The 26,317-nt window shown below is 72.2% G+C and carries 24 protein-coding genes; 9 read left to right on the forward strand and 15 right to left on the reverse strand.

The window, feature by feature from the left end; genetic code table 11:
- Nucleotides 1-75 precede the first annotated feature (75 nt).
- Nucleotides 76-1,278 (reverse strand): argininosuccinate synthase, encoded by a 1,203-nt coding sequence (locus BZY54_RS14970; RefSeq protein ID WP_086725681.1) that lies wholly within the window; start codon nt 1,276-1,278, stop codon nt 76-78.
- Nucleotides 1,279-1,461: 183 nt separating this feature from the next.
- Here BZY54_RS14970 and BZY54_RS14975 point away from each other — a divergent pair, with 183 nt between their 5' ends.
- Nucleotides 1,462-2,049 carry a pyridoxamine 5'-phosphate oxidase family protein gene (locus tag BZY54_RS14975; protein WP_086725682.1) on the forward strand — a complete coding sequence of 196 codons (588 nt, stop codon included), beginning with the start codon at nt 1,462-1,464 and terminating at the stop codon, nt 2,047-2,049.
- Nucleotides 2,050-2,097: 48 nt separating this feature from the next.
- Here the strand turns inward: BZY54_RS14975 and BZY54_RS14980 are convergent, their stop codons facing one another.
- Together BZY54_RS14980 and BZY54_RS14985 are read right to left on the reverse strand one after the other, a co-directional pair.
- Nucleotides 2,098-3,696 (reverse strand): HAMP domain-containing sensor histidine kinase, encoded by a 1,599-nt coding sequence (locus tag BZY54_RS14980; protein WP_086725709.1) that lies wholly within the window; start codon nt 3,694-3,696, stop codon nt 2,098-2,100.
- A 62-nt stretch (nt 3,697-3,758) separates the two neighbouring features.
- Nucleotides 3,759-4,508: a response regulator transcription factor gene (locus BZY54_RS14985; RefSeq protein WP_086725683.1), complete on the reverse strand. Its 750-nt coding sequence runs from the start codon at nt 4,506-4,508 to the stop codon at nt 3,759-3,761.
- Between the two features lie 153 nt (nt 4,509-4,661).
- On the opposite strand from BZY54_RS14985, the gene BZY54_RS14990 reads away from it, so the two are divergent.
- From BZY54_RS14990 to BZY54_RS15010, 5 genes are all read left to right on the forward strand, one after another.
- Nucleotides 4,662-6,014: a ferredoxin reductase family protein gene (locus BZY54_RS14990; protein ID WP_086725684.1), complete on the forward strand. Its 1,353-nt coding sequence runs from the start codon at nt 4,662-4,664 to the stop codon at nt 6,012-6,014.
- Nucleotides 6,015-6,033: 19 nt separating this feature from the next.
- On the forward strand, nt 6,034-6,582 hold the full coding sequence (locus BZY54_RS14995) for an FMN-binding protein (RefSeq protein ID WP_086725685.1): 549 nt from the start codon (nt 6,034-6,036) through the stop codon (nt 6,580-6,582).
- A gap of 61 nt (nt 6,583-6,643) precedes the next feature.
- Nucleotides 6,644-8,026 (forward strand): ferredoxin reductase family protein, encoded by a 1,383-nt coding sequence (locus BZY54_RS15000; RefSeq protein ID WP_167413997.1) that lies wholly within the window; start codon nt 6,644-6,646, stop codon nt 8,024-8,026.
- 28 nt (nt 8,027-8,054) lie between these two features.
- Nucleotides 8,055-8,951 (forward strand): FMN-binding protein, encoded by an 897-nt coding sequence (locus BZY54_RS15005; RefSeq protein WP_086725686.1) that lies wholly within the window; start codon nt 8,055-8,057, stop codon nt 8,949-8,951.
- A 55-nt stretch (nt 8,952-9,006) separates the two neighbouring features.
- Nucleotides 9,007-9,744, forward strand: coding sequence for an FAD:protein FMN transferase (locus BZY54_RS15010; RefSeq protein ID WP_208640657.1), 738 nt, complete (start codon nt 9,007-9,009; stop codon nt 9,742-9,744).
- Between the two features lie 51 nt (nt 9,745-9,795).
- On the opposite strand, the gene BZY54_RS15015 is transcribed toward BZY54_RS15010, so the two are convergent.
- The 9 genes from BZY54_RS15015 to BZY54_RS15055 all read right to left on the reverse strand — a co-directional run bounded on the left by BZY54_RS15015 (nt 9,796) and on the right by BZY54_RS15055 (nt 21,644).
- Nucleotides 9,796-10,347 (reverse strand): arginine repressor, encoded by a 552-nt coding sequence (locus BZY54_RS15015; RefSeq protein ID WP_086725687.1) that lies wholly within the window; start codon nt 10,345-10,347, stop codon nt 9,796-9,798.
- Between the two features lie 19 nt (nt 10,348-10,366).
- Nucleotides 10,367-11,566: an acetylornithine transaminase gene (locus BZY54_RS15020; protein WP_086725712.1), complete on the reverse strand. Its 1,200-nt coding sequence runs from the start codon at nt 11,564-11,566 to the stop codon at nt 10,367-10,369.
- Between the two features lie 11 nt (nt 11,567-11,577).
- Nucleotides 11,578-12,507 (reverse strand): acetylglutamate kinase, encoded by a 930-nt coding sequence (argB, locus tag BZY54_RS15025; protein ID WP_086725688.1) that lies wholly within the window; start codon nt 12,505-12,507, stop codon nt 11,578-11,580.
- Nucleotides 12,504-13,655 (reverse strand): bifunctional glutamate N-acetyltransferase/amino-acid acetyltransferase ArgJ, encoded by a 1,152-nt coding sequence (argJ, locus tag BZY54_RS15030; protein WP_086725689.1) that lies wholly within the window; start codon nt 13,653-13,655, stop codon nt 12,504-12,506. The genes argB and argJ overlap by 4 nt, the downstream gene beginning before the upstream one ends.
- Nucleotides 13,652-14,692, reverse strand: a complete 1,041-nt coding sequence (gene argC / locus BZY54_RS15035) for an N-acetyl-gamma-glutamyl-phosphate reductase (protein ID WP_086725690.1) — start codon at nt 14,690-14,692, stop codon at nt 13,652-13,654. Before argC ends, argJ begins: the two co-directional genes overlap by 4 nt.
- Nucleotides 14,693-14,735: 43 nt before the next feature.
- Nucleotides 14,736-15,146: a GtrA family protein gene (locus BZY54_RS15040; protein ID WP_086725691.1), complete on the reverse strand. Its 411-nt coding sequence runs from the start codon at nt 15,144-15,146 to the stop codon at nt 14,736-14,738.
- Nucleotides 15,146-16,096: a glycosyltransferase family 2 protein gene (locus tag BZY54_RS15045; RefSeq protein ID WP_086725692.1), complete on the reverse strand. Its 951-nt coding sequence runs from the start codon at nt 16,094-16,096 to the stop codon at nt 15,146-15,148. Before BZY54_RS15045 ends, BZY54_RS15040 begins: the two co-directional genes overlap by 1 nt.
- A 21-nt stretch (nt 16,097-16,117) precedes the next feature.
- Nucleotides 16,118-18,784: a YfhO family protein gene (locus BZY54_RS15050; protein WP_086725693.1), complete on the reverse strand. Its 2,667-nt coding sequence runs from the start codon at nt 18,782-18,784 to the stop codon at nt 16,118-16,120.
- Nucleotides 18,785-19,157: 373 nt separating this feature from the next.
- Nucleotides 19,158-21,644 carry an alpha-L-arabinofuranosidase C-terminal domain-containing protein gene (locus BZY54_RS15055; RefSeq protein ID WP_086725694.1) on the reverse strand — a complete coding sequence of 829 codons (2,487 nt, stop codon included), beginning with the start codon at nt 21,642-21,644 and terminating at the stop codon, nt 19,158-19,160.
- 218 nt (nt 21,645-21,862) lie between these two features.
- Here BZY54_RS15055 and BZY54_RS15060 point away from each other — a divergent pair, with 218 nt between their 5' ends.
- On the forward strand, nt 21,863-22,354 hold the full coding sequence (locus tag BZY54_RS15060) for a DUF6314 family protein (protein ID WP_086725695.1): 492 nt from the start codon (nt 21,863-21,865) through the stop codon (nt 22,352-22,354).
- 32 nt (nt 22,355-22,386) lie between these two features.
- Here the strand turns inward: BZY54_RS15060 and BZY54_RS15065 are convergent, their stop codons facing one another.
- The 3 genes from BZY54_RS15065 to BZY54_RS15075 all read right to left on the reverse strand — a co-directional run bounded on the left by BZY54_RS15065 (nt 22,387) and on the right by BZY54_RS15075 (nt 24,991).
- Nucleotides 22,387-22,980, reverse strand: a complete 594-nt coding sequence (locus BZY54_RS15065) for a histidine phosphatase family protein (protein ID WP_086725696.1) — start codon at nt 22,978-22,980, stop codon at nt 22,387-22,389.
- A 102-nt stretch (nt 22,981-23,082) separates the two neighbouring features.
- Nucleotides 23,083-23,520, reverse strand: a complete 438-nt coding sequence (locus tag BZY54_RS15070) for a GNAT family N-acetyltransferase (RefSeq protein ID WP_086725697.1) — start codon at nt 23,518-23,520, stop codon at nt 23,083-23,085.
- A 10-nt stretch (nt 23,521-23,530) separates the two neighbouring features.
- The gene (locus BZY54_RS15075; protein ID WP_208640658.1) at nt 23,531-24,991 is read right to left on the reverse strand and encodes an aminotransferase-like domain-containing protein; all 1,461 of its coding nucleotides are present in this window, start codon (nt 24,989-24,991) and stop codon (nt 23,531-23,533) included.
- Here BZY54_RS15075 and BZY54_RS15080 point away from each other — a divergent pair.
- Complete coding sequence (locus BZY54_RS15080; protein ID WP_086725699.1) at nt 24,990-25,994, forward strand: DMT family transporter; 1,005 nt, start codon at nt 24,990-24,992, stop codon at nt 25,992-25,994. The genes BZY54_RS15075 and BZY54_RS15080 overlap by 2 nt on opposite strands.
- Before the next feature lie 122 nt (nt 25,995-26,116).
- A complete protein-coding gene (locus BZY54_RS15085) occupies nt 26,117-26,317 on the forward strand; it encodes a DUF1918 domain-containing protein (RefSeq protein ID WP_086725700.1) in 201 nt (66 codons plus the stop codon).

Consider the following 26,317-nt stretch of genomic DNA (forward strand, 5'->3'; position numbering starts at 1 on the left):
ACTCTCGGCAAGCGGGGAGGCGGCTGTCAGGCTAGTGCGTGGGAGGTGTCCGGGCGGGCCTGCGCGAGGTCCGCGTCAGGCTCCGCCTGCGAGATCACGCCGCGCGGCGATCTTCGACGACAGGCTGTAGATGTCGATGAAGCCCTTGGCCGCGGACTGGTCGAAGGTGTCGCCGGTGTCGTAGGTGGCGAGGTCGAAGTCGTACAGCGACTCCTGGGAGCGCCGGCCGGTGACGACGGCGCGGCCGCCGTGCAGGGTCATGCGGATGTCGCCGGTCACGTGCTGGTTGGCCTCGTCGATGAAGCCGTCCAGGGCGCGCTTGAGCGGGGAGAACCACTGGCCGTCGTAGACGAGCTCGCCCCAGCGCTGCTCGACCTGCCGCTTGTAGCGGGCGAGTTCGCGCTCGACGGTGACGTTCTCCAGCTCCTGGTGGGCGGTGATCAGGGCGATCGCGCCGGGGGCCTCGTAGACCTCGCGGGACTTGATGCCGACGAGGCGGTCCTCCACCATGTCGATCCGGCCGATGCCCTGGACGCCGGCGCGCTCGTTGAGCTGCTGAACGGCCTGCAGGACGGTGACGGGCCTGCCGTCGACGGCCACCGGGACGCCCTCCTTGAAGGTGATGACCACCTCGTCGGGCTCGCGTGGGACGGCCGGGTTCTGCGTGTACTCGTAGATGTCCTCGATCGGCGCGTTCCAGATGTCCTCGAGGAAGCCGGTCTCGACGGCGCGGCCGAAGACGTTCTGGTCGATGGAGTACGGGGACTTCTTGGTGGTCGCGATCGGGAGGTTCTTCTCCTCGCAGAACGCGATGGCCTTGTCGCGGGTCATCGCGTAGTCGCGGACCGGGGCGATGCACCTCAGGTCGGGGGCGAGGGCGACGATGCCGGCCTCGAAGCGGACCTGGTCGTTGCCCTTGCCGGTGCAGCCGTGCGCGACCGTGGTGGCGCCGTGCTTCTCGGCGGCGGCGACCAGGTGCTTGACGATCGCCGGCCGGGAGAGCGCGGAGACCAGCGGATAGCGGTCCATGTAGAGGGCGTTGGCCTTGATCGCCGGGAGGCAGTACCCGTCGGCGAACTCGTCCTTGGCGTCGGCGACCTCGGCCTCGACGGCACCGCAGGCGAGGGCGCGCTTGCGGATGACGTCCAGGTCCTCTCCGCCCTGGCCGACGTCCACCGCGACGGCGATGACCTCGGCGCCCGTCTCCTCGGCGATCCAGCCGATGGCGACGGAGGTGTCCAGACCGCCCGAGTAGGCGAGTACGACGCGCTCGGTCACGGGTTTCTCCTCACACTGCTTTCGCTGTTATGCATGATTATGCAGAACACTGCATGATTCGTCAATCGAGCTCGTCAGGGCCGTGATGCCCGGGCGGCCGGGGGGTGCCGACGGCGCCGCACCGGGAAGCGGACCTCGAAATTCCTTAGACAGCCGAAAGGCTTTCCCCGATAATCGTTAGACATGGGAAAGACCTATGAGCGCATAGACGGCAGGCTGCGCACGTTCATCGAGGAGCAGCCCCTCTTCTTCACCGCGACCGCTCCGCTGTCGGGTGACGGCACGGTCAACCTCTCGCCCAAGGGCCTCAAGGGCTGCCTCGCGGTGCTCGACGAGCACACCGTGGCCTATCTGGACTTCGCCGGGTCCAACGCGGAGACCATCGCCCACCTGCGGGAGAACGGCAGGATCACCCTCATGTGGTGCGCCTTCCAGGGACCGCCCAACATCGTGCGCGTCCACGGCCGGGGCGAGCCGGTCTTCCGCGACGACCCGCGCTTCAAGGAGCTCCTCACCCACTTCACGGACATCGACCCGGCCACGCACGGGCTGCGCGCCGTCGTCGTCGTGCACGCCGAACTGATCCGGGACACCTGCGGCTACGCGGTCCCCTTCATGGCGTACGAGGAGGACCGCGACCTGCACGGCAGGCGGTTCGCCCGCGAGGACGACGCCTCGCTGAGCGAGTACTTCGCCAGGAAGGAGCACATCGCCACCAGCCTGGACGGCCTGCCGGGGCTGCCCCTGCCCCTGCCGCCCTCCCCGGCCTGAGCCCACGCCCCTGCTCAGGCCTGCCGACCGTGCCGGTGCCCGTCGGAGTCAGCCCCGGCCGGCCTGCCGGTGCCCGCCGCGCTCGGCACCTGCCGGCCGTGCCGATACGGCGGTGCCGCTGCCGGACCCGCCGGTGCCCGCCCCGCCGGCGGGCAGGCGCACCGTGAACGTCGTCGACCCCGTACGGCTCTCCAGGTCCACGCTCCCGCCGTGCGCCTCGGCCACCGCCGCCACGATCGACAGGCCGAGACCCGTTCCGGCGCCGCCCGAGGGATCGGTGCGGCGGCGGTCGGCGCGGGTGAACCGTTCGAAGACGCCCGGCTGGACCTCCTCCGGGACACCGGGGCCGTCGTCGTGGACGGACAGGGCCACGGTCGAGTCGTCGGCCTCCAGGGCGACCGTCACCTTCGTGCCCACGGGCGTGTGCAGCCGCGCGTTGGCCATCAGGTTGGCCAGCACCTGCTGGAGCCGGTGGGCGTCACCGGTCACCGTCACCGGTTCCTCGGGCAGCTCCATCGTCCAGCGGTGCCCGGGGCCCACGGCCCGCGCGTCCGTCACCGCGTCCAGCACCAGGCGGGTGAGATCGACCGGGCGTCGCTCCAGGGGGCGGCCCGCGTCCAGCCGGGCCAGAAGCAGCATCTCGTCGACCATCTCGCCCATACGGGCGGACTCGGCGGCGATGCGCTCCAGGGCGCGCGAGATCTCCGGCGGCACCGGACCCGGGTGCAGCAGGGCGAGTTCGGCGTGGCCGCGCACCGAGGCCACCGGCGTGCGAAGCTCGTGGCTGGCGTCGGCGGCGAAGCTGCGCAGCCGTTCCTCGCTGGCGTGCCGCTTGGTGAGTGCGTCCTCGACGTGGTGGAGCATGCGGTCGAAGGCCGCGGCCACCCGGCCCACCTCGCTGCCCGGGTCGGTCTCGGACGTCCGGGGCGGCAGCGCCACCTCTCCGCTGGCCAGCGGCAGCTCGCTCACCCGCGTGGCGGTCGCCGCGACCCGGCTCAGCGGCCGCAGCGACCAGCGCACCCACACGGCTCCGGCCACTCCGGCGACGGCCAGGGCCAGGCCGAAGACGCACCCGGCGACCAGTTCCAGCCGGTGGACCGTGGCCCGTACCTGCTCCATCGGCAGCCCGGTGACCAGCACGTCGCCGTCCCGGCCCGGCCACGCCGCCAGCCGGTAGTCGCCCAGCTGCGACAGGCGCACGGTGTGGCCGGCGCGGTCCGCCGGGAGCGCGGCCAGCGCCGTGCGGTCGCCCGCGGTGAGGGCGACGCCGAAGTCCGGATGGGAACGGGAGGGCACCACCGCCAGGTTGGTGACCCGGCCGTCCACGAGGCGGGCGCCCAGTGTCTCGGCGGCCTGGCGACGGGTGTCGCCGTGCTCGTCGCCGTCGTGGTCCGAGGGCTTGACGGCCCCGGCGCTCCCGTCGGCCGTCGTGGCTCCCGCCGCGCCGTGCTCCAGGCTCTGTGCGAAACCCGTCCCGGTCTGCTGCAACTGCTGGTCGAGCCGGCCGGTGAGGAAGCCGTTCAGTTCGACCACCGCGGCCACCCCGACGGCCGCGCAGCTCACGGCGAGCAGCACGACCAGCCCGGCGGTCAGCCGGGCCCGCAGCGTACGCGGCCACAGCAGCCGGCGTATCCACCCGGCCCGCACCCGCACCCCCGTCCCCGGCCCGGACGTCCCTGCCGCCGGCGTACCCGCCTGCCCTGCCCCGCTCACCGGACCGCCGGCCTCAGCACGTACCCCGCCCCGCGCACGGTGTGGATCATGGGCTCGCGGCCCGCGTCCACCTTCTTGCGCAGGTAGGAGATGTACAGCTCCACCACGTGCGCCTGGCCGCCGAAGTCGTAGGACCACACGCGGTCCAGGATCTGAGTCTTGCTGAGCACCCGGCGCGGGTTGTGCATCAGGAAGCGCAGCAGCTCGTACTCGGTCGGGGACAGTTCGATCAGCTCCCCGGCCCGGGTGACCTCGCGCGCGTCCTCGTCCATGACCAGGTCGCCCACGGTCAGCCTCGGGCCGTCGGCCGGCTGCCGGGCCATCCCGGCGCGGCGCAGCAGTCCGCGCAGCCGGGCGACCACCTCCTCCAGACTGAACGGCTTGGTCACGTAGTCGTCCCCGCCCGCGGTGATCCCGGCGATGCGGTCCTCCACCGCGTCCCGCGCGGTGAGGAAGAGCACACAGACGTCCGGCTGCACTGCGTGCAGTTCGCGCAGCACGGCGAAGCCGTCGGTGTCCGGGAGCATCACGTCCAGGACGACGGCGTCGGGCTGCAGCTCACGGGCACGGGCGACCGCGGTGGCGCCGTCGCCGGCGGTACGGACCTCCCAGCCCTGGTAGCGCAGGGCGCCGCAGAGCACCTCGGCGAGGTCCGGGTCGTCGTCGACGACGAGGACCCGGACGGGCGTGCCGTCGGGGCGGATGAGTACGGGGAGGCCGGAAGCGGCCGGGCGGAATGTGTCCATAGCCCTTCCAGCATCGCGGGTCGCCCGGGGGTCCGGTGCGTGAGATGCATCTGAGTTTTCTGTGAGTGGGCCGCGCGACCCCGGATCTCAGAGCTCCCTCAGAGGTTCGGCCTGCACAGTGGCGTCCTGGACCGGTGAAAGGACGTGGAACACATGACCACGGTGTACGAGCGGCGGGTGGCACCGCCCGTGCCTCTCGCGCCCCGGCGCTCCCCGGCGGGTGCCGTGCTGGCGCTGCTGTGGGGCGGGGCCGCCGCGGTGGTCGCCCTGTGGTGGTACGACACGGCCTCCGTCGTGGGCACGGCGGGCGTGCTGACCGGCGCCGGGCGGATCACGGGGCTGCTGTGCGGCTACTCGTGCGCGGTGCTCGTCGCTCTGATGGCCCGGGTGCCGGTCCTCGAGCGGCGGGTCGGCTCGGACCGGGTGGCCCGCTGGCACGCGATGGCCGGCCGGTACACCGTGTGCCTGCTGGTCGCGCACATCACGCTGATACTCACCGGGTACGCCGCCCAGGACCGCGCCTCGATCGTGCACGAGGCGGTCACGGTGGTCCTGGACTACCCGGAGATGCTGAAGGCCACCGCCGGCACGGTGATCCTGTTCGCGGTCGGCATCACCTCGGCGCGTGCGGTGCGCCGCCGGACCAGCCACGAGTTCTGGTACTACGTGCACCTGCTCACCTACGCCGCCGTCTTCCTCACCTTCGGGCACCAGCTGGCCCTGGGTGACCAGTTCAACGGCCACACCGTGGCCACGGCCGCCTGGTACGTGCTGTACCTCGGCGTCGCCGCGCTGGTGCTGTGGTTCCGGATCCTGGTTCCGGTGCGGCTCAACCTGCGGCACCGGATGCGGGTCGAGGCGGTGCACCAGGAGTCTCCCGGGGTGTACTCGGTCGTCGTGCGCGGCCACCGGCTGGACGAACTCGGCGCCCTGCCGGGCCAGTTCTTCCGCTGGCGGTTCCTCGCCGAGGGCATGGGCTGGACGTCGACGCCGTACTCCCTTTCGGCGCCGCCCCGCCCGGACCTGCTGCGCATCACGGTGAAGGCGCTCGGCGACCACAGCGCGACCGTCCCGCTGCTGCGGCCGGGCACCCGGGTCTGGGCGGAGGGGCCCTACGGGTCGATGACCGCCGACCGGCGCACCGCTCACAGGTCGCTGCTGATCGCGGCCGGGGTCGGCGTCACCCCGCTGCGGGCGCTGTTCGAGACGCTGCCCGGCGAGGTCACCCTGCTGTACCGGGCGCGCACGGCCCAGGACCTGGCGCTGGGCGGCGAGCTGGAGGCCATCGCACGGTGGCGCGGGGCCCGGGTGGTGTACGCGCTGAACGGCCCGAACGGGGAACGCCCCCGCATCACCGTCGAGTCGCTGCGTGCGACCGTCTCCGACCTCTCCGGGCACGACGTGTACCTGTGCGGTCCGCACGCCTTCGCCCAGGAGCTGTACGAGGTGCTGCGCACGGCCGGGGTGCCGGACCGCCGGATCCACCACGAGTCGTTCGAACTGTGAGAGCTGTGAGGTCCAAGACGTGCACCCGTTGAAGAAGAACCGACCGCTGCGCCGTGTCGTCCTGGCGAGCGCCGCCACCGTCTCCGGTCTCGTGATGCTGCTGTCGCTGAAGCCGCACACCCCGCCGCAGGTCGCCGCGGCGCCCGCCCCGGTCGCCTCCGGCGGCGCGAGCACCTCCGGCGGCTCCACGGGATCCGGCGCCTCCGGGGGTTCCAGCGGTTCCGGCGGTTCCGGCGCCTCCGGGGGTTCCAGCGCCTCCGGGGGTTCCGGAAAGTCCGGTGGCACCAGCGGGACCAAAACCGTCACCGGCGAGACCGAGCAGACCCGGTGGGGTCCGGTCCAGGTGCGGATCACGCTGAAGAACGGCCGGATCACCGACGTCACCGCCGTCTCCTACCCCACGGACAACCCGCGGGACCAGGAGATCAACAGCTACGCCCTCCCCGAGCTGAGGAGGGAGGCGCTGGCGGCCCAGAGCGCTGACATCGACTCGGTCTCCGGAGCCACGTACACCAGTGACGGTTACCGCCGCTCGCTCCAGTCCGCGCTGGACTCCGCGGGTCTGTGAACGCTCGGCTCACGCGTCACGTATCTGTGGGCGGCCAAGGGTCCAAGCCCACGGAGGAACCGTGACCACCACGCTCGCAGGAGGCCGCGCCGCCCGGCGCCAGACGATGCGCCGCATCCGGCCGCGCCGCTCCCCCGCAGTCCCGCTGCTGCTCGCCGTCTGGGCGGGCGCGGCGGGCGTCCTCTGGCTGTGGTGGACGAACACCCCGTCCATCGCCGGCACCGACGGGAGAATCCTGAACGCGGGCCGCATCACCGGTCTGCTCGCCGGCTACCTGATGGCACTGGTCGTACTTCAGATGGCGCGCGTGCCGGCCCTGGAGCGGCGGGTGGGCTCCGACCGGGTCGCCCGCTGGCACGCGACGAGCGGCCGGTACACCCTGTGCCTGGTGCTCGCGCACATCTTCCTCGTCATGTGGGGTTACGCACTGCAGGCGGGCAGGTCGCTGGGCGACATCGTCCGGCAGACGATCGACTCCGTCGACCAGCTGCCCGACATGGGCAAGGCCGCCGTCGGCGCGGGCCTGCTTCTTGTCGTCGGACTGGTCTCCATCGGCCCGGTCCGCCGCCGGATGCCGTACGACACCTGGTACCACGTGCACCTGTTCACGTACGCGGCGGTGTTCCTGGCGTTCTGGCACCAGATCACCACCGGCAACGACTTCGCCGTCGAACCGGCCGCCAAGACCTTCTGGTACGGGCTGTACGCTGCCGTGACCCTGCTGGTGGTCTGGTACCGGATCCTCACCCCGATCCGGCTGAACCTGAAGCACCGGATGCGGGTCGAGGCGGTCGTCGAGGAGACACCGGGGATCGTGTCGGTGCTGATCGGCGGCCGGAAGCTGCACCGGATGGGCGCGGAGGCCGGCCAGTTCCTCCGGTGGCGGTTCCTGGCGCCGGGCATGCGGTTCAGCTCGCACCCGTACTCGCTGTCGGCGGCGCCCCGCCCGGGGCTGCTGCGCATCACCGTCAAGGCGATCGGCGACCACAGCGCCCGGCTGCGCGAACTCCGGCCGGGCACGCGGGTGTGGGCGGAGGGCCCGTACGGCGCGCTGACCGCCGCGCGGCGCAGCCGCGGCAAGGTGCTGCTGGTCGCGGGCGGTGTCGGCATCACCCCGATGCGGGCGCTGTTCGAGACGCTGCCCGGCGCGGCCGGTGACATCACCCTCCTGTACCGGGCCAACAGCACCCAGGACCTGGCCCTGTGGGACGAGCTGGCGAAGATCGCCGACGAGCGCGGCGCCCGGCTGATGTACGCGGTCAACAGCCCCGACGGCGAACGCCCGGACATCTCCGCCGAGTCCCTGCGCCGGAAGATCGCCGACATCGACCGCCACGACGTCTTCCTGTGCGGCCCGCCCGGATTCGCGCAGTCGGTGTACGAGGCACTGCGCGGTGCGGGGGTCCCCGCCCGCCGCATCCATCACGAGTCGTTCGAGATGTGAGCGACGGGACATCAGGAGCTCATACGCGATGAGGAAGAGCCACCCCCTTCGGCGCGCGGTGCTCGCCGGCGCCGCCACCGTGTCCGGGATCGTGCTGCTGCTGTCGCTGAAGCCGGCCTCCGGCCCGGCCTCCGCCGCGGCCGCCGGCACGGCGCCTGAGCACACCGCGGCGGCACAGCAGTCGCCGCAGGGCGGCAGCGGCGTCCCGAGGACGGGCACCCGGACGGTCACCGGGGACGCGGCCCCCACACAGTACGGGGCCGTCCAGGTCCGGCTGACCGTCAGCGACGGAAGGATCGTCAAGGCGGAGGCGGTGCAGGCGCCCAAGGGCGGCCTCAGCGACCAGAAGACCGCCATGGCCGTCCCCAGGCTCGACCAGGAGGCGGTCGCCGCGCAGAGCGCGCGCATCGACGCGGTGTCGGGGGCGACGTACACGAGTAACGGGTACAAGCAGTCGTTGCAGTCGGCGCTGGACAAGGTGAAGGCAGGCAGCGCGGCGGGCGGCTCCGAGCAGAGCGGCGGCAAGTCATCCGGTGCGGCGTCCCCGTCCCACTCGGCGTCGCCGTCCCAATCCGCCTCCCCGACGCACTCCGGGTCCGCGTCCGGCTCCGGATCGGGTTCTTCGTCCGGAGCCGGATCCACCCAGGCCCATACCGTCACCGTCACCGGCAAGGGCGTCCAGACCCAGTACGGGCCGGTGCAGGTCCGGATCACGGTCAGCGGCGGGAAGATCACCGAGGCTGCGGCGGTGCAGGCGCCCTCGGGCGGGCTGAGCAGCCAGAAGACCGCGATGGCCGTGCCCAGGCTGAACCAGGAGGCGGTGGCGGCGAGCGGCGCGAACATCGACACGGTGTCCGGAGCCACCTACACCAGCGGCGGCTACCGCGAGTCTCTCCAGTCGGCGCTGGACCGGGCCCGTGGGTGAGGCCGTGGCGAAGCCGGCGAACTCTCCCGCCGCGGTGCGTCACGCGGAGGAGGTCATGGGGACCGTCTTCTCCTACGACGTCCGCGGCGGGCGGCCCGAGGCGGTCGCTGCGGCGCTGCGCGAGGCGGTCGCCGGGCTGCACCGGGCCGACGAGCAGTTCAGCACCTATCGCGACGACAGCCAGGTCTCCCGGCTGGCGCGCGGCGAACTCACCGTGGAGGACTGCGATCCGGAGGTCGCCGAGGTGCTGAAGCTGGGCGCCGAGGCGGAGCGGGTGAGCGAGGGCTGGTTCAGCCTTCGCTACCAGGGGCTGCTGGATCCGACCGGGATCGTCAAGGGCTGGGCGGCCGAGCGCGCGGCCCGGCGGATCGCGGCGGCCGGGGCGAGCGGGGTGAGCGTGAACGGCGGCGGAGACGTGCAGTTGCTGGGGTCCCCCGAGGCGCACCGGCCATGGCGGGTCGGGGTCTCGGATCCGCTGCGCACCGGCGGGCTGGCCGCGGTGATCTCGGCGGCCGGCACGGAGGAACTGGCCGTGGCCACCTCCGGCACCGCCGAGCGCGGCGCCCACATCGTCGACCCGCGCACCGGCAGGTCGGCGGTGACCGACCTGGTGTCGGTCACGGTGGTCGCGCCCACGCTGACCTGGGCGGACTGCTGGGCGACGGCCGCCTTCGCGATGGGCTCGCGGGAGGGCCTGGCGTGGCTGCAGTCGCTGCCGGACGTGGAGGCGCTGCTGATCACGGCGGGCGACGAGGTGCGGTGCACGGACGGGCTGGCCGCCCGGCTCGGATGAGGACGCGTGGGTGGGGGCGTATCGAGGTCGGTACGCCCCCACCCACGCGTCTCAGTGCCCGTTCTGCGCCAGCCGCAGCAGGTGGTCCGCCAGGGCCTGTCCCCCGCTCGGGTCACGGCTGATCAGCAGCAGCGTGTCGTCGCCGGCGATCGTCCCCAGGATGTCCTGCAGTTCGGCCTGGTCGATCGCCGAGGCCAGGAACTGCGCCGCCCCCGGAGGGGTGCGCAGGACCACGAGGTTGGCCGAGGCCTCCGCGGAGATCAGCAGCTCCTGGGAGAGCCGCCGCATCCGCTCCTCCTTGGCCGACTCCCCCAGCGGCGCGCGTGGCGTGCGGAAGCCGCCCTCGCTCGGCACCGCGTAGATGAGGTCGCCGTCTGTGTTGCGGATCTTCACCGCGTTCAGCTCGTCCAGGTCCCGGGAGAGCGTCGCCTGGGTGACGCTCAGCCCGTCGTCGGCGAGGAGCTTCGCCAACTGGCTCTGGGAGCGCACGGGTTGCCGGTTGAGGATGTCCACGATGCGGCGGTGGCGTGCGGTGCGGGTCTGCGGCACGGCGGGCCCGGCGGCCCCGGCATCGGTGTACCCGTTGTCCTGTGCCTGGCTCATCGTCGTCTCATTCTCCGGATCATCCGTCCCCGTGGGCCACGTCCAGGATGCCGGGCAGCGCCCGGAGCAACGCGTCCACGTCGTCGTCGCCGAGGTTCAGCGGCGGCATGAGCCGGATCACGTCGGCGGCGGGCGCGTTCACCAGGAAACCGGCCTCCTGGGCCGCCTGCTGCGCCTGCTGCGCGTGCGGCCCGGTGAGCACGATACCCAGGAGCAGGCCCGCGCCCCGGACGTGGGAGACCAGCGGGTGGCCCAGGGACTCGATGCCGTCGCGCAGCTGCTCGCTCTGCCGCTTGACGTTCTCCAGCAGCCCCTCGGCCGCGATGGTGTCGAGGACGGCGAGCCCGGCGGCGCAGGCCACCGGGTTGCCGCCGAAGGTGGTGCCGTGGTGGCCGGGCTGGAGCAGTTCGGCGGCACGCCCGAAGGCGACGGTGGCACCGAGCGGCAGCCCGCCGCCGAGTTGCTTGGCCAGGGTGACGATGTCGGGCAGGACGCCCTCGTGGGCCTGGTACTCGAACCAGTGCCCGGTGCGGCCGATGCCGGTCTGCACCTCGTCCAGGACCAGCAGGGCACCGGTCGCGGCCGTGATCGCCCGGGCCGCCTTCAGATAGCCGGCCGGCGGCACCACGACGCCGATCTCGCCCTGGATGGGCTCGATGACGACCAGGGCCGTCTCCTCGGTGACCGCGGCGGCCAGCGCCTGCGCGTCACCGAAGGGCACGTGGGTGACGTCACCGGGCAGCGGCTGGAACGGCTCCCGCTTGCCGGACTGGCCGGTGAGCGCGAGCGCGCCCATGGTTCGGCCGTGGAACCCGCCCTCGGTGGCGACCATGTGGGTGCGCCCGGTCAACCGGCCGATCTTGAAGGCGGCCTCGTTGGCCTCGGCGCCGGAGTTGCAGAAGAAGACCCTGCCGTCCCGGCCGAAGAGCTGCAGCAGCCGCTCGGCGAGGGCCACGGTCGGCTCGGCCATGAAGAAGTTGGAGATGTGGCCGAGGGACCCGATCTGCCGGCTGACGGCCTCCACGACCGCCGGATGGGCGTGGCCGAGCGCGTTGGTCGCGATGCCGCCGACGAAGTCCAGGTACTCCCGGCCGTCGGCGTCCCAGACCCGGCTGCCCGCGCCGCGCACCAGCGGCAGCCGCGGGGTGCCGTAGTTGTTCATGAGCGCGCCCTGCCACCGCGCGGTCAGGTGCTCGTTGCCCGGTTCCCGGTTGCCCATGTCCTGGTTGCTCACGACTCCCCCTGTTCCGGCTGTACGTCCGGCTTCTCGTCCGGCACGACCATCGTGCCGATGCCCTCGTCGGTGAAGATCTCCAGCAGGATCGAGTGCTGGACCCGTCCGTCGATGACGCGGGCGGTGGTCACGCCGTTGCGGACGGCGTGCAGGCAGCCCTCCATCTTGGGCACCATGCCCGAGGACAGTTCCGGCAGCAGCTTCTCCAGCTCGCTCGCGGTGAGGCGGCTGATCACCTCGTCGGAGTTCGGCCAGTCCTCGTAGAGTCCCTCGACGTCGGTGAGGACCATGAGGGTCTCGGCGCCCAGTGCCGCAGCGAGTGCCGCAGCCGCCGTATCAGCATTGACGTTGTAGACATGTCCGTCGTCCTGACTCCGGGCGATGGAGGAGACGACCGGGATGCGGCCGTCGGCGAGCAGTGCCTCGATGGCGCCGGTGTCGATCTCGGTGATCTCTCCCACCCGCCCGATGTCGACCAGCTCGCCGTCGATCTCGGGGCGGTGCCTGGTGGCGGTGATGGTGTGCGCGTCCTCGCCGGTGAGGCCGACGGCGAACGGGCCGTGCCGGTTGAGCAGCCCGACCAGCTCGCGCTGCACCTGCCCGGCCAGCACCATCCGTACGACGTCCATGGCGTCCTCGGTGGTGACGCGCAGGCCCGCCTTGAACTCGCTGACGATGCCGTACCTGTCCAGGGCGGCGCTGATCTGCGGGCCGCCGCCGTGCACGACGACCGGCTTGAGTCCGGCGTGCCGCAGGAAGACGACGTCCTGGGCGAAGGCGGCCTTCAGCTCCTCGTTCACCATGGCGTTGCCGCCGAACTTGATGACGACCGTCTTGCCGTGGTGGCGGGTCAGCCAGGGCAGCGCCTCGATGAGGATCTGGGCTTTCGGCAGCGCGGTGTGCTTGCGCGTAGGTCCGGTGCTCATGACGAGTAGGCGCTGTTCTCGTGGACGTAGTCGGCGGTCAGGTCGTTGGTCCAGATGGTGGCGGTCTCCGTGCCGGCCGCGAGATCGGCGACGATGTGCACCTCGCGGTAGCGCATGTCGACCTTCTCGCGGTCCTCGCCGACCGAGCCGTTCTTGCACACCCAGACACCGTTGATGGCGACGCCCAGCCGGTCGGGTTCGAAGGCGGCCCGGGTGGTGCCGATGGCGGAGAGGACGCGGCCCCAGTTGGGGTCCTCGCCGTGGATCGCGCACTTGAGGAGGTTGTTGCGCGCGATGGAGCGGCCCACCTCGACGGCGTCCTCCTCGGTCGCGGCGCCGACCACCTCGACCTTGATGTCCTTGCTGGCGCCCTCGGCGTCGCCGATCAGCTGCCGGCCGAGGTCGTCGCAGACCTGCCGTACGGCCTCGGCGAACTCCTCGTAGCCGGGGGTGGTGCCGGAGGAGCCGGAGGAGAGCAGCAGCACGGTGTCGTTGGTGGACATGCAGCCGTCGGAGTCGACCCGGTCGAAGGTGACCTTGGTGGCCGCGCGCAGGGCCCGGTCCAGGGTCTCGCCGTCGAGGTCGGCGTCGGTGGTGAGGACGACGAGCATGGTGGCCAGGCCCGGGGCGAGCATCCCGGCGCCCTTGGCCATGCCGCCGACGGTCCAGCCGTCCTTGGTGACGACGGAGGTCTTGTGGACGGTGTCGGTGGTCTTGATGGCGATGGCGGCCTTCTCGCCGCCGTGCTCGGAGAGCTGGGCGGCGGCCGTCTCGACACCCGGCAGCAGCTTGTCCATCGGGAGCAGGACGCCGATGAGGCCGGTGGAGCAGACGGCGACCTCGATGGCCCCCCGGCCGAGGACCTCCGCGACCTTCTCGGCGGTGGCGTGGGTGTCCTGGAAGCCCTTGGGGCCGGTGCAGGCGTTGGCGCCGCCGGAGTTGAGGACCACGGCCGACACCTGGCCGCCCTTGAGTACCTGCTCGGACCAGAGCACCGGCGCGGCCTTGACGCGGTTGGAGGTGAAGACGCCCGCGGCGGCGCGGCGGGGCCCGGTGTTGACCACGAGGGCCAGGTCCGGGTTGCCGTTCTGCTTGATCCCGGCGGCGATGCCCGCCGCCTGGAATCCCTTGGCGGCCGTGACGCTCACGGTGCGACTCCGATCGTCGAAAGCCCGGTGGTCTCGTCGAGCCCGAGGGCGATGTTCATGCTCTGCACGGCACCGCCCGCGGTGCCCTTGGTCAGGTTGTCGATGGCGCTGATCGCGATGACGCGGTGCGCGGCGGGGTCGTAGGCCACCTGGATGTGCGCGGCGTTGGAGCCGTACACGGCCGCCGTGGCGGGCCACTGCCCCTCGGGCAGCAGGTGGACGAAGGGCTCGTCGGCGTAGGCCTTCTCGTACGCGGCGCGCACGGACTCGGCGGTGACGCCGTCGCGGGCCCTGGCGCTGCAGGTGGCGAGGATGCCGCGGGGCATCGGGGCGAGGGTGGGTGTGAAGGACACGGTGACCGGCTCCCCCGCCGCCGCGCTGAGGTTCTGGATCATCTCGGGGGTGTGCCGGTGGCCGCCGCCGACGCCGTAGGGGGACATGGATCCCATGACCTCCGAGCCGAGCAGGTGCGGCTTGGGCGCCTTGCCCGCGCCGGAGGTGCCGGAGGCGGCGACGATCACGGCCTCGTTCTCGACGAGGGCGGCGGCGTAGGCCGGGACCAGCGCGAGGGAGGCGGCGGTGGGGTAGCAACCGGGCACCGCGATGCGCTTGGACCCCTCCAGCGCAGCGCGGCCACCCGGAAGTTCGGGAAGACCGTAGGGCCAGGTGCCCGCGTGCGGGGAGCCGTAGAACCGCTCCCAGTCGGCCGGGTTCCTCAGGCGGAAGTCGGCGCCCATGTCGATGACCAGGACGTCGGGGCCGAGCTGCTCGGCGACGGCCGCGGACTGGCCGTGCGGCAGGGCGAGGAAGACCACGTCATGCCGCCGGCCCTGTCCGGCGAGCACGTCCGGGGTGGTCTCGGCGAGCACCCGGTCGGCCAGCGGCAGCAGGTGCGGCTGGAGCGCGCCGAGCCGCTGGCCGACGTTGGAGTTGCCGGTCAGGGCGCCGATCTCGACCTCGGGGTGCGCCAGCAGCAGACGCAGTACTTCTCCGCCCGCGTACCCACTCGCTCCGGCGACCGCGACACATACAGCCATGGGCCCTCCTATCGATGGCATGACTATACGTATCCCTGCACGTTTATGCAATCTCCTCCACGGGGTCGACCTTGGGCAGCATGATCCAGCGGGACACCACGAAGGTGACCGGGATCGCCGCCGCGGAGGCGAGCAGGGGGGCGAACCGGCTCCCGGCGTGCAGCACGTCGACGATCACGTACACACCGGCCGTGGTGATGAGGAAATTCGCGGCGTTCGTCAGCGGGAACAGCAGGAATTTCCGCCAGGTCGGCCGGGTCCGGTAGGTGAAGCGCGCGTTCAGGAAAAAGGACCCGACCATGCTGAGCAAAAACGCGAGAACGTGCGCGAGGAGATACGGCAAACGCGTGAGGAACAGAAGGTAAAGACAGTAGTACGTGCCGGTGTTCACGACGCCGACCGCGGCGAAGGTGACGATCTGTCTCGGCATCGTGCGGGTCATGACGGTGGTCATCAGCGAATGAGGTCTTTCGTCCGTTCCACGTTGGTCGCCTTCACCAGGAAGTGCGGGCGTCCCTTGACCTCGTAGTAGATCCGGCCGGTGTACTCCCCGATGACGCCCAGCATCACCATCTGCACCCCCGCGAGCGCGGTGACGGCGGTGATGATGGTGACATACCCGGGTGTCTGCACGCCGTTGACGAGCGCGGCGCCCACGATCCACGCCGTGTAGAGCCCGGCGCACGTCAGCAGGCCCATGCCGAGGTGGAGGGCGGCGCGCAGCGGCCTGTTGTTGAACGACAGCAGCCCGTCGAGCCCGTAGTTGAGCAGGGACTTCAGGGTCCAGGAGCTGCGGCCGTGCTCGCGTACGGCGTTCTCGTACTCGAAGGTGGTGCTGGGGAAGCCCACCCATGCGAACAGGCCCTTGGAGAAGCGGTTGTACTCGGTCAGGGCCAGCACCGCGTCCACCACGCGCCGCGACAGCAGCCTGAAGTCGCCTACGCCGTCGACCAGCTCGACGTCGACGAGCCGGTTGACCAGCCGGTAGTACAGACGGGCGGTGAGGGTGCGGGTGAACCGGTCGCCGCGCCTGCTGCGCCGGGCGAGGACCTGGTCGTAGCCCTCGCCGCGCAGCTCGACCATGCGCCTGATCAGGTGCGGCGGGTGCTGGAGGTCGGCGTCCATGATCACCACGGAGTCGCCGGAGGCGTGCCGCAGACCGGCGAGCAGGGCGGCCTCCTTGCCGAAGTTGCGGCTGAAGGAGACGTAACGGACGCGCGGATCGCGGTCGGCCAGCCCTTCCAGGAGGGTGAGCGTCCGGTCGCGACTGCCGTCGTCGACGTAGACGAACTCCATGTCGTGGCCGAGCGGCAGCAGGTCGTCGGCGATCTTCTGCACCTCGGTGTGGAAGCGTTCGATGACGTCTTCCTCGTTGTAGCAGGGGGCGATGATCGAGATGAGCATGGTTCTCCCCGGGGGGCGCGATCAGAGAGCGCTGGTGGTGCGCTCGCGCGGGCGTGTGAGGGTGCGGACCGCTGGGCGGTCCGCGGCGCGCCGTCTGCGGACGGCGGTGACGGTGCCGAGCAGGACGAGGGCCAGGAGCGAGACGCCCCCGACGGCCGCGCCCAGCCGCAGGCCGGGCGGGTGGAAGGTGCAGGTGATGCTGGTCGCGGAGCCGTCGAGGGGGACGGCGATCAGCCCGTAGTACGTCCTTGCGGGCGCGGCCGGGGCGCTGCCGGCGGCGCACCGCCAACCGGCGATCCGAGGGGCCGCGAGGACGGCGGTGCCCTTGCTGCCGGCCGGGAGCTGGGCCCGGACGGTGCCGTCGGAGACGGTCACCTCGGTGGCGCCGGTGGCCTTGAGCTGCTGGACGGCGGCATGCAGCCGTGCGGTGTCCAGGCACCCGACCGCACCGTCCGGGACGCTGCCGGTCCGGGTGGGCGACAGCTGGATCCGCACCCGGCCGGACCGCGGGACCGTGCCGAGGTGCTGCATGGCGGCGATCTTGGCGGCGTCGGACGTGAACCGCCCGGTCAGGTGGTGGGCGGGGTCGTCGCCGAGCCGGGCGGTGCCGGAGTAGTGCGGCGCCCAGAGGTAGACCTCGCTGCCGGCCGGGCACGCGGCCGTGACCGTCGGCCTGTCCGCGGCGGCGGCCTTCCCGCGGGGTGCCTCGACGACCAGTCCCGGCAGGTCGCGCCCGCCGCGCTCCGGCTGCCCGCCGTCGCCGGTGCGCACGGTCAGCGGGGGCACGGTGTAGACACGGGTGCCCAGCAGCAGTTCCTGGTTGCGGTAGGGCGACGGCCCGAAGGCGGAGACGCCGGTGTCCTGCGCCGGAGCGGACGGCCGCAGGGTGACCAGGGGCGGTACGTCCTGCCGGGAGACGGTCACCGGGCTGTGGTCGCGGGGGTTCCACCTCTGGTGCTGGTCCGGCGGGGAGTGCACCCGGGCGCCGACGGAGAAGATCGCGTCCGTGACGGCGTTGTCCAGGCTCTGCACGTTCCGCCCGCGCGAGGTCCAGCCGTCACCGAGGGCGGTGAGCGTACGGCTGAGGACGTCGGCGGTGAGGCTGCTGTAGTACTGGGCGCCCTCGCCGCCCACCACCATCGGGTCGTTGCCGACGGTCTGCTCCCGGCCCGGGTCGGTGCGGTAGGCGGGCCAGCCGTCGGCCTTCGCTATCGCGTCCGCCTGATGCTGCTGCCGGGCGCCCCAGGGCGCGTAGTCGTCCAGGTGGTCCAGCCGCAGCCGGGTGGCCACGGCGGAGGTCGCGGTGGCCTCGCCCAGCTGGGCGCCGACCAGAAGCACGACGGCGGACCCGACGAGCAGTCGACGGCGCCGCCCCGCCGCCGCGCGGGAGCCCTCGGCAAACCCGTCGGCGCGAGCGCGGCCGAGCAGGACCAGGCCGCCCAGTGCGCCGGCCGCGGCGAGCGACAGCACCGGCCAGGCGAAGGAGCGCACCAGAGCACTGCCGCTCGCGACGGCGGCGATGAGGGCGAGCAGCACGGCGGCCGCGGTCAGCGCGCGCCGGTCGGGCACGCCGTAGGAGAGCGCGTGCCAGGCGGCGATCACCAGCAGCGCGCACAGCACGAACGTCTGGCGGTAGGGGCTTCCGTTCGGGGTGGTGAACGCGTGCCAGGCCAGATGCGTCGGCGTCCACTGCATCGACAACGTGACGGCGACCACCAGCAGGCTCCACCCGGCGCGCACCCGTACGGGGGCCGCCCGGTGGAAGGGCAGGGCGAGGGCCAGCAGCAGCGCGGTAGTGCCGACGAAGAGCGCCGGGCTGCCGAAGCCGTAGGTCGTCGGCAGCAGCCGGGCCAGCAGATCCTGCGTCGGCACCGGCGCGAAGTGGGTGACCCGGCCGGGGTAGGCGTGCTTGGTGCCGAAGTAGATCACCGTCACCAGCGGTGCGGCGAGGCCCACGCCGAGGGCGACGGTGACCGCCGCCCGGCCGGCCGTCGCCAGGGCCCGCCGGCGCGGGAGGCCGGAGAGCCACAGCCGGAGCAGCAGGATGAGGCCGGCGCCGATGGTGGCCATGTAGGCGGTGTAGAAGTTGGCGATCCAGGCGGCCGCCACGATCAGCACGCCGAGCAGTCGGCGCCGCCCGGCGAGTGCCCATTCGCCGACCAGGCACAGCAGCGGCAGGGCGATCAGGCCGTCGATCCACATCGGGTTGTAGGAGGCGTCGGCGACGGACCAGCCGCACAGGGCGTAGGCGGCGCCCAGCAGCCCCGCCACCCACCAGCGGCCGGGGCGCAGGCGCAGCAGCAGCCAGGCCATGGCGGCGCCGGCGCACGCCGTCTTCAGCACCGTGACCACGTACACGGCGAGGTCGATCTCGTCCCTCGGGAACACCGCCACGAGCAGGGCGAACGGGCTGCTGAGGTACGTCCCGAGGTCGGGCAGGAAACTGGAGCCGAACCCGGACTGCCAGTTGATGAGCAGGCCGCCGTCGGCCCGGCCGTGCAGCAGGTCCCACAGGTGCGCGTGGAACGGCACGTACTGGTTGCCCAGGTCGTTGACCGCGCGGGTGCGCGGGCCGAAGGGATAGCTGCGGGCGACGGCGTCGGCCGCGCAGAACGCGGTGACGGTGATCGCCGCGGCGAGCAGTGCGGCGGCGTGCCGCGGTCGCACCCGCAGGGTTGGTCGATCCATTTCTCGGCAGACTCCCCGGGAAAAATCGGTACGTACGGCGTTTTCTCGGGGGACGGGCCCCACTCGCCGTGATCGCCCAATTAGACGGGCAGTAATTCCCCAAGGTTGTGCTTCAACGATGAACGACGGGCGAATGATGCATGACAAATACGCGCACCGAACACCGGCGCATTTCAATTGCCGAAAGGTAAACAGAAGCCGTACCGAAAATGATTCGGACGTTAATGAGTTCCACACCCGAAGGCTGTCCGCGTCGAGCCCGGGCCGCCTGAGCGCGCGGATCGCCCTCGTGACATGAAAGGTCCGCGTCCGCGGGCCGCTGCCACCGGGACAGCGGCCCGCGGACGCGGACGCGGAGCCTGTGCCGATCCGGCTACCTCTGCCTGATCCGCAGGAAGGTGACGGAGTTCGCCGGGAAGGTGTACGTGAAGCGGTCGGCGACCCCGGTGACGGTGGAGGTGACCGGGGCGACCGGGGTGGCGGTCTCGGTGTTCACGGCGTCGGGCGCGGCGGTCAGCGTGGTCGCCTCGGCCTTGGGCGCGACCCTCGCGCCGCCCAGGTCGATCGACGTACGGGCGGCCGCGGACTGGGCGTTGACGACCTTGACGATCAGCTCACCGGTCCTCGTGTCGCGCGTGACGACCTGACGGAACGGCTCGGCCGGCTTGTCGTCGGTGAAGCTGCCCCACTGCTGCCCGTCGAGGTAGAGGGTGACCTGACGGCCGCGCACCTTGATGTCGATGTCGTAGGCGCGGCCGGTCTCGATCGAGCCCGGCTTGGCGATCAGCGTGGACTTGCCGCCGTCCACGGCCTGCTCGACGGCGGTCTGGGTGTTGTTCCAGCCACCCAGGTTCCACCAGTAGTAGTCGCCGGTGTCCTTGACGCCGAAGGCTACGAGGAAGCCCTCCTTGCCGGCCTTCTTGGTGGCCTTCACGTGCAGGTCGTAGTCGTGCCAGGCGGGGTCGCCGGCGGAGACCATGGTGTTCTCGGCGGCGGTGTCGCTCTGGACGTAGGCCCCGTCCTGGACGCTCCAGCTGCCGGTTCCGGTGTGGGTCCACCGGGAGGCGTCGCCGGAGAAGTCGTCGCCGAGCAGGGTCGTCCCGTCGGCGGCGGTGACCTTCACGTCGTCGTAGGCGGCGCTGGTGGCCCACGTGGACAGGCCGACGGCACCCGCTATGGGCCCGCTGACCCCCGGGGTCGTGGTGGCCCTGCTGGGCACCACCCGGTCGCCGACGTTGTTCATGAACAGCTTCTGCACCTGGTAGTTCGCCGAGCCCCAGGAGGCGTGGTTGTTGAACCACACCATGTCCGGGCGCCACTGCACGTAGTCCTCGTTGGCGAACAGCGGGGCGTAGGAGGCGAGCTCGACGACGTCCGCGTTGCGCTCCAGTCCCGTCATGTACGCGGCTTCCGCCAGGCCGTTCTTGAAGGCGTTGCCCTGGGAGGCGTACTCGCCGAGGAAGACCTTGGGGCCGCCGCGGCCGTAGGAGTCGTAGCGGTCGTTGTTCTGCAGGAACCACTGCGGGCTGTTGTAGTAGTGCTCGTCGACCATGTCGACCTTGGCGTCGCGGTTGAGCTGCCAGGCCGTGTCGAACGTGGTGCCGCTGTCGTCGGGACCGGAGTTGGAGATCACGGTCATGTACGGGTACTCGGCCTGGACGGCGGCCCGGAACCGCGTGAAGCGGGCGAAGAACTCCTTGGGCAGGTTCTCCTCGTTGCCGACCTCGATGTGGGTGAGGTGGAAGGGCTTCGGGTGACCCATCTCGGCACGCACCTTGCCCCACTTCGAGGTCGCCGGGCCGTTGGCGAACTCGATCAGGTCGAGGGTGTCCTGGATGTGCCGCTGGAGCAGCGCGCCGTCGTCGACGGCCTTGTTCTGGCCGCAGCCGGTCACCAGGGCGGGGACGACGGGCAGCGGCATGGCGCCGATGTCCTCGGCGAAGCGGAAGTACTCGTAGTAGCCGAGGCCGTAGGACTGGTTGTAGCCCCAGAAGTTGGCGTTGGTGGCCCGCGTCTCGACCGGGCCGACGGTGTCCTTCCACTGGTAGGAGCGCTTGCGCTGCCAGCCGGAGGCCTCGCTGTAGTCCTGCATGGACCCGGTGTTGACCAGGCAGCCGCCGGGGAAGCGGACGAAGCCGGGGTGCAGGGCGGTGATCTTCTCGGCGAGGTCCTTGCGCAGGCCGTTCGGTTCGTGCTTGTAGGTGTCGCGGGGGAAGAGGGACACCATGTCGAGCGCCGCCGTGGCCGAGGAGCCGACGCCGAGGCGGCCGGTGGTGCTGGTGCGGGTCGCGGTGAAGGTGGCCCTGTACCGGGCCCAGCCGCCCTTGCGCACGGCCACTCGGCGGGCGGTGGCGAGGGAGCCGCCGGCGTCCTGGAGGGTCACGGTGAGGGTGGTGCCGCTCCCGGCTCGGGCCCAGACGGAGAAGTCGTACGTCTTGCCGTTCTCGACCGCGATGCCGGTGTTGTAGCCGGCGTTGGTGACGGACGAACCGGCCGCCAGCGAGAGGTAGTTCCGGTTGCGATCGTCGAGGCGGCCGGAGTCGTTCACCACCTGGGCGGCGCCGTCGACCGTCCAGGCCGTCAGCGGGGTGTAGGACCGGTTGTCGTCGGTGGAGTACTCGAAGGACCGGTTCTGCACGAGCTCGGCGTACAGGCCTCCGTCGGCGGCGCGGTTGATGTCCTCGAAGAAGACGCCGTACATCGTCTTGTCGATCTTCGGGCCCTTGGCCGCCGGGTCGACGGTGATCGTGTAGTCGGTGACGTCGTCGGCGTGGGCGGGGGCGGGAAGGGCGGTCGCGCCCAGCAGGAGGGCGCTCGTCGCGAGGCCGAGTCTCAACCTCGTGCGAGTGGTGCGTGACATGGATACTCCGCGGCTCTCGTTGTTCGAAATATCAGACAGTGGTCAGCACTTCGAACGGCAAGATAGGGAAGGGGTATGGACACGTCAATGGCACGGACGCACACGCCCCGTAAGCTCGGCCTCATGCATGCGCCGCCGCACCCGACCCTGTTCGACTCCCCGATCGCCGGGTTGCCGGACGGGCCCCGCGTGCGGCCGGGGGCCGGGAAGGGATGACGATGGGCGAGTTCTGGCCGGTGACGGACGTGCTGGCCCATCTGGCCGGGCGCTGGCGCGTGGCGCGGAGCGTGCGGGATCTGACGAGCGGGGACGAGGGCCGATTCGAAGGGGTCACCGTCTTCGGCCCCCTCGACGGCGGCGGGCTGCTGCACGAGGAGTCGGGCACCTTCACCTGGCGAGGCGTGGCCCGGCCCGCGACACGGACGCTGCGGTTCCTGCCGGGGGGTGTGCCGGGCACGGCCGACGTGCGGTTCGCGGACGGGCGGCCCTTCCATCCGCTGGACCTGACGACGGGGCGGTACGTCGCCGAGCACCCGTGCGCGGCCGACCTCTATCGCGGTGAGTTCACCGTCCGGGACGCCGACCACTGGCGGTCGGTGTGGCGGGTCGGCGGTCCGGCGAAGGACCTGGTGCTCACCACCGACTACGCACGCGAGGGCAGCGGTCAGGACGCCAAGGCCCCGGCTGTGCGCGCGAGGGCACGGGCCTAGTGGCGAGCCCGGCATGATCCGAACGAGAGGCCCTAAGCGCGCGAAGGCTGGGTGAAGGCGCCGTCCAGGCGCAGGTTCCAGCGGCCCGAGCGGCCCGTGACGGTGGTCGCCGACAGCGGGCGGACGTCGATGTTCCAGTAGATCGCGGGGGGCGCCTTCAGGGCGTAGACCAGGGCGGCGCGGATCACGGAGGGCTCGGCCACGGCGACGATCCGGCCCCCGTCCTCCCCCGGCCGGGTGTCGAGCCAGCCGCCGACCCGGGCGATGAAGGCCAGCAGGGACTCTCCGCCGTGCGGGGTGGAGCGCGGGTCGGCGAGCCAGGCGTCCACGGACCGCGGCTCGCGGGCCATCGCCTCGCCCAGCGTCAGCCCGCGCCAGCGGCCCATGTCGCAGTCGCGCAGGGCGAGTTGGACCAGCGGGGCGTACCCGAGGGCGTCGCCGGTGGCCCGGCTGCGCGGGGTCGGTGAGCAGTAGCGCAGCTCGGCGGCCGCCAGCGGCAGCAGTTCCCCGGCGACGCGCTGCACCTCGTCCCAGCCCGCCTGATCCAGCGGCCGGTCGTCCTCGAAGCGCTCCGCGAGCAACGGGGAACTGCGCGCGGCGGCGACGAACGTCACCCTCAGTGGCATGCGGTGATGGTGTGCCCCTCTGCGTCGGCAGGTCAAGGGGAGCCGGCGGTGAGTTGCGAGGCGCGTTCCGGCCCCGCTCCGCCGAACGCGCCCGGATTCGGCTCAGTCGAAGTGGTGCACCATCCACTGGTCCGGCCGGTCCAGCGGGCGGAAGCCGAGCCTCTCGTAGACCCCGTGCGCGTCCTCGGTCGCGAGCAGGATGCGGCGCAGGCCGTAGGGGCGCAGATGCTCGCGGATGGCGCCCACGAACGCGGTGCCTACGCCGTTGCCGCGCACGGACGGGTGGACGTACACATCGGCGAGCCAGGCGAACAGCGCGCGGTCGGTGACCACGCGCGCGTACGCGACCTGCTCTCCCGACGCCGTGTCGTACACCCCGAAGTTGATCGAGGAAGCCATCGCACGCTCGTGCTTCTCGCGGGGCCGGTCGATGGCCCAGTACGCGTCGGCCGAGAGCCAGCCGTGCACGCGCTCGACGTCGACGCGGTCGGTGTCGGCGGAGAACTCGTAGCCCTCGGGGAGTGCGGGTGCATCGCTCATGCCGTGATGATCACAGGTCGCGGCGGGCCGGGTCGAGCCCCAGCACCTCGTCGCAGGCCTGCTTCAGACGCCGGACCCCCTCGGTGACCTCCCCGATGCCGGCGACCGCCGCGAAACTCAGGCGCAGGTGGGGGGCCGGCGGTTCGGCGCTGAAATAGGGGCGGCCGGGAGTGAGGGCGACGCCCGCGCGCAGACCCGCGGCGGTCAGGGCGGCCTCGTCCGTGCCGTCGGGCAGACGCAGCCACAGGTGGTACCCACCGGAGGGGACGTACGGCAGCGCCAGTTCGGGCAGGTCCAGCGCGAGCGCGGCCGTCATGGCGTCGCGGCGGGCCTTCAACTCGGCCGAGAGCGCCCGCAGATGACGGGGCCAGGCGGGGGAGCCGACGAGTTCCAGGGCGGCCTCCTGCAGCGGCCGGGGGACGAAGAAGCTGTCCACGACCTGGATGGCGCGCAGGCGCTCCAGCACGGGTCCGCGCGCGGCGAGCGCGCTGACCCGGAAGCTGGGCGAGGTCGCCTTGGTCAGCGAGCCGACGTGCACGACGACTCCGTCCGGGTCCTCGGCGGCCAGCGGGCGGGGCAGCGGGCCGCAGTCCGCGTGGGCGAGGCGGCGTACGAAGTCGTCCTCGATCACGAACGCGCCGGCCTCGCGTGCGATGCGCAGCACCTCGGCGCGCCGGTGGGCGGCCAGCACGGCGCCCGTCGGGTTCTGGAACAGGGGCTGGCAGACGAACACCCGGGCGCCGCTGGCCCGGAAGGCGTCCGCCAGCAGCCGCGGCTTCACGCCGTCGGGGTCCACGGGCACCGGTACGGGGCGCAGGCCGGCCGCGCGGGCGAGGGCGAGCATGCCCGGGTAGGTGGGCGACTCCACGAGCACCGGCGCGCCGGGCGGGGCGAGCGCGCGCAGGGCGGTGGCCAGCGCCGACTGGCCGCCGGCGGCGATCAGCACCTCCGCGGCGGTGACGGGGCCGCCGATGCCGCGGGCGAACCACTCCCGCAACTCGGGCAGCCCCTCCATCGGCGGTCTCCCCCAGGCACCGGGCCGCCGCCCGGCGCGGGCCAGGGCGGCGGCCATCGCCCGCTCGGGCTGGAGGGACGGATGCGGATAGCCGCCGTTGAACTCCAGCACGCCGGGCGGCGGGGCGGCCAGCGAGACCATGACCCCGGAGGCGTCCACGGTGCGCGGGACGAGGTCCGGGGTGCCGTCGGCGCTCAGCGCGACCTCCTGCCAGGAGGTGTCCCCGGCGGGCGTCGGCGCCTCGTGCGGCCGGGCACGGAAGGCACCGGCGCCGGGCCGGGTGACCACCAGGCCCTCGGCGGCCAGTTGGGCGAGGGCCCGCGAGACGGTCACCGGGCTCACCCGGAAACGTTCGACCAGGGCCCGACTCGAGGGGAGCTTTCCCCCTGGTGAGTAGCGGTTCAGCTCTCGCCGCAGCTGTTCCGCCAGTTCTCCCACACTGCTACGCTCTTGCATGAGAACAAAGAGTAGCGCTACTGAGCGAAGCCGGATAGCGGTCCACGGCCGGCCGCCGAAGGCCGCGCCCTCGGCGGCCTCCACGTCGCCCGCCGCGTCACCGTCGGCCGGCGAGGGCGGCCCGGCCGCGCCGCCCTCGCCGGCCGGGACCCGGTCCGGTCTCCTTCAGGCCGCCCTCGGTGTCGTCGCCTTCTCCCTCACCTTCCCGGCCACCGCCTGGGGTCTGGAGGGCTTCGGGTCCTGGTCGCTGGTGGCCGTGCGCTGCGTGCTCGCCGCCGTCGTCGCGGGCGGCGCGCTGCTGGCGGTGAGGGCTCCCCTGCCCGCGCGCCGTCACTGGCCCGGGCTCGCTGTGGTGGCCGCGGGTGTGGTCCTCGGCTTCCCGCTGCTCACCACGCTGGCCCTGGAGACCTCGACCACCGCGCACGCCGCGGTCGTCGTCGGCCTGCTCCCGCTCACCACGGCGCTGCTGTCCGCCCTGCGGGTCGGGGCCCGGCCGTCGCGGACCTTCTGGGCGGCGGCGCTGGCGGGGGCGGCGGCCGTGGTCGCCTTCACCGTGCAGCAGAGCGGCGGCGCCCTGACCACCGCCGACGGGTACCTCTTCGGCGCCCTGCTGGTGTGCGCCGCCGGCTACACCGAGGGCGGCCGGCTGGCCCGGGTCATGCCCGGCTGGCAGGTGATCGGCTGGGCTCTGGTGCTGTGCCTGCCCCTGACCGTGCCCGGTGCCGCGCTCGCGCTGGCCCACGAGCCCGTGCACCTGGGTGCGCACGCCGTGGCCGGTCTGCTGTGGGTCGCGGCCGGATCGCAGTTCCTCGGGATGGTCGTCTGGTACCGGGGCATGGCCGCCGTGGGCATCCCCAAGGCCAGCCAGTTGCAGTTGGCCCAACCCCTGCTCACACTGGTGTGGTCGGTGCTGCTGCTCGGCGAGCATCTGACGCCGGCCGCCCCGCTGACGGCCGCCGCCGTGCTCGTCTGCATCGCCGTCACCCAGCGGGCGCGCGGCTGACCGACGCCACCGGTTCCGACCGCACACCGGCCCCGGCCGCTTCACCGGTTCCGGCCGCGCTCCGCGCCGTAGACTCGAAAGCCGAGGACGCTGCTCCCGCACATGGTGAGGAGGCCCTGCAGATGCGAGCAACCGTGGGCGACAAGCTCGTCCAGCACGGCCGAGTGGTCGGTCAGCACGACCAGGTCAGCGAAGTCGTCGAAGTCATGGGCTCGGAGGGCAACCCGCCCTACCGCGTCCGCTTCCCGGACGGGCACGAGGCCGTGATGTCACCGGGCCCCGACTGCCAGGTCCGGCACAAGGAGAAGGAACGGAAGTCGTAG

The organism is Streptomyces carpinensis (assembly GCF_002154505.1).
Taxonomy (GTDB): Bacteria; Actinomycetota; Actinomycetes; order Streptomycetales; family Streptomycetaceae; genus Streptomyces; species Streptomyces carpinensis.

Coding starts and splice junctions, on each gene's coding strand:
- BZY54_RS14975 (WP_086725682.1), top strand. CDS start 1,462: ATGGGAAAGACCTATGAGCGCATAGACGGCAGGCTGCGCACGTTCATC.
- BZY54_RS14985 (WP_086725683.1), bottom strand. CDS start 4,508: ATGGACACATTCCGCCCGGCCGCTTCCGGCCTCCCCGTACTCATCCGC.
- BZY54_RS14990 (WP_086725684.1), top strand. CDS start 4,662: ATGACCACGGTGTACGAGCGGCGGGTGGCACCGCCCGTGCCTCTCGCG.
- BZY54_RS15005 (WP_086725686.1), top strand. CDS start 8,055: ATGAGGAAGAGCCACCCCCTTCGGCGCGCGGTGCTCGCCGGCGCCGCC.
- BZY54_RS15010 (WP_208640657.1), top strand. CDS start 9,007: ATGGGGACCGTCTTCTCCTACGACGTCCGCGGCGGGCGGCCCGAGGCG.
- BZY54_RS15015 (WP_086725687.1), bottom strand. CDS start 10,347: ATGAGCCAGGCACAGGACAACGGGTACACCGATGCCGGGGCCGCCGGG.
- BZY54_RS15020 (WP_086725712.1), bottom strand. CDS start 11,566: ATGGGCAACCGGGAACCGGGCAACGAGCACCTGACCGCGCGGTGGCAG.
- argB (WP_086725688.1), bottom strand. CDS start 12,507: ATGAGCACCGGACCTACGCGCAAGCACACCGCGCTGCCGAAAGCCCAG.
- argC (WP_086725690.1), bottom strand. CDS start 14,692: ATGGCTGTATGTGTCGCGGTCGCCGGAGCGAGTGGGTACGCGGGCGGA.
- BZY54_RS15040 (WP_086725691.1), bottom strand. CDS start 15,146: ATGACCACCGTCATGACCCGCACGATGCCGAGACAGATCGTCACCTTC.
- BZY54_RS15045 (WP_086725692.1), bottom strand. CDS start 16,096: ATGCTCATCTCGATCATCGCCCCCTGCTACAACGAGGAAGACGTCATC.
- BZY54_RS15050 (WP_086725693.1), bottom strand. CDS start 18,784: ATGGATCGACCAACCCTGCGGGTGCGACCGCGGCACGCCGCCGCACTG.
- BZY54_RS15055 (WP_086725694.1), bottom strand. CDS start 21,644: ATGTCACGCACCACTCGCACGAGGTTGAGACTCGGCCTCGCGACGAGC.
- BZY54_RS15060 (WP_086725695.1), top strand. CDS start 21,863: ATGGGCGAGTTCTGGCCGGTGACGGACGTGCTGGCCCATCTGGCCGGG.
- BZY54_RS15065 (WP_086725696.1), bottom strand. CDS start 22,980: ATGCCACTGAGGGTGACGTTCGTCGCCGCCGCGCGCAGTTCCCCGTTG.
- BZY54_RS15070 (WP_086725697.1), bottom strand. CDS start 23,520: ATGAGCGATGCACCCGCACTCCCCGAGGGCTACGAGTTCTCCGCCGAC.
- BZY54_RS15080 (WP_086725699.1), top strand. CDS start 24,990: ATGAGAACAAAGAGTAGCGCTACTGAGCGAAGCCGGATAGCGGTCCAC.
- BZY54_RS15075 (WP_208640658.1), bottom strand. CDS start 24,991: ATGCAAGAGCGTAGCAGTGTGGGAGAACTGGCGGAACAGCTGCGGCGA.
- BZY54_RS15085 (WP_086725700.1), top strand. CDS start 26,117: ATGCGAGCAACCGTGGGCGACAAGCTCGTCCAGCACGGCCGAGTGGTC.